The organism is Methylobacterium sp. WL103 (assembly GCF_008039885.1).
Lineage (GTDB): Bacteria > Pseudomonadota > Alphaproteobacteria > Rhizobiales > Beijerinckiaceae > Methylobacterium > Methylobacterium cerastii.
The window spans coordinates 1-1,449 of record NZ_VRUX01000840.1; the positions used below are offsets into that span (position 1 = coordinate 1).

A 1,449-nucleotide genomic window follows, 5' to 3' on the forward strand; every position below is an offset into this window, starting at 1 on the left:
CCCGCGCGTCGAGCGCCGGATCGGGCGGCCCGCCCGCGGCGACCGGTGCGGGCAAAGCGGCCAGGGCATCGGCGAAGGCGCGCAGGTCGTCGTCGGAGAGGCCGGCGGCCATCTCGTTCATCGGCGCCGCCTCGCGCTGCCGCTCCCGGAACTGGAACAGCTGCGTGACGACGTAGTCGGCCTGTTGCGCCCCGAGGGAGGGCACGCCCTCGGTCTCGGAGGTGCCCTGCGCCCCGTGGCAGGCGAGGCAGGGTGCGAGGCGCTCGCCCAACGGAGCGGACGAGGCCGCCCCGAGGAGGAGCGTCGCGAGGGCGAGCGCGGGGGCGATCGATCGGATCATTTCGCGGCGCTGACCCGGTAGATCGCGCCGTTGTAGTCGTCCGAGACCAGGAGCGCGCCGTCCTGGGCGACCAGCACGTCGACCGGGCGGCCGACATACGTGTTGTCCTGCAGGAAGCCGGTGAGGAACGGCTCGACGGAGGCGACCTTGCCGTCGGGTCCGAGCCGCGCCACCACCACGTCGCCGCCGAGCTTGCGCGTACGGTTCCACGAGCCGTGCCGGGCGATGAACATCGCGTTCTTGTAGTCCTCCGGGAACATCGCGCCGGTGTAGAAGCGCAGGCCGAGCGAGGCGGTGTGCGGGCCGAGCAGGGCCGCCGGCGCCGTGAACTCGGCGCAGGAATGGCCCCAGCCGTATTCCGGGTCGGTGAAGGTGCCCTGGTGGCAGTACGGGAAGCCGAAATGCTGCTTGCCGGGCTCGGTCAGCACGTTCAGCTCGTCGTTCGGGATGTCCTCCGAGACCCAGTCGCGGCCGTTGTCGGTGAACCAGAGCTGCTTCGTCGTGGGGTTCCAGTCGAAGCCGACGGTGTTGCGCACGCCGCGGGCGACCACCTCGACGTTCTTGCCGTCGAGGTCCATCCGCCGGATCTGGGCATGGGTGTCGGGCGGCATCGTGATGTTGCCGGGCGATCCCACCGGCACGTAGAGCTTGTCGTCGGGGCCGATGGCGATGAACTTCCAGCCGTGCGCTTCGTCCTTGGGCAGGTCGTCGTAGACCAGCACCGGCTTCGGCACGTCGTCGAGGCGGGCCTCAATGCCGTCGTAGCGCCAGATCTTCGAGAGCTCGGCCACGAACAGCGACCCTTCGTGGAACGCGAGCCCGTTCGGCCGGTGCAGGCCGGTGGCGATGGTCTTGACCTCGCGCTTCCCGTCCGGCCCGACCTTCGCCGGGATCGCGTAGACCTTGCCGACCGCGCGGGTGCCGACGAACAGCGTCCCGTCCGGGCTCTGGCGCATCGAGCGGGCGTTGGCGAGGCCGCTGGCGTAGACCTCGACCTTGAAGCCCTCGGGCACGGTCAGCTTGTCGAGGGGGAGCTTGGCCAGGGCAGTGGCGAGCGGCGGCGCGCGCCCCGTCGACAAGGGCTCGGCGCTCTTCGGCCGGCCCGAGGG

General features: G+C 71.2%; 1 protein-coding gene and 1 pseudogene. Both read right to left on the minus strand.

The window, feature by feature from the left end:
- Nucleotides 1-340: pseudogene (locus FV222_RS25960) on the minus strand (cytochrome C); the annotation flags it as partial.
- The coding region (locus FV222_RS25965) for a sorbosone dehydrogenase family protein (protein ID WP_246685673.1) at nt 337-1,449 on the minus strand (1,113 nt) is incomplete at its 5' end. The pseudogene FV222_RS25960 and the gene FV222_RS25965, both read right to left, overlap by 4 nt.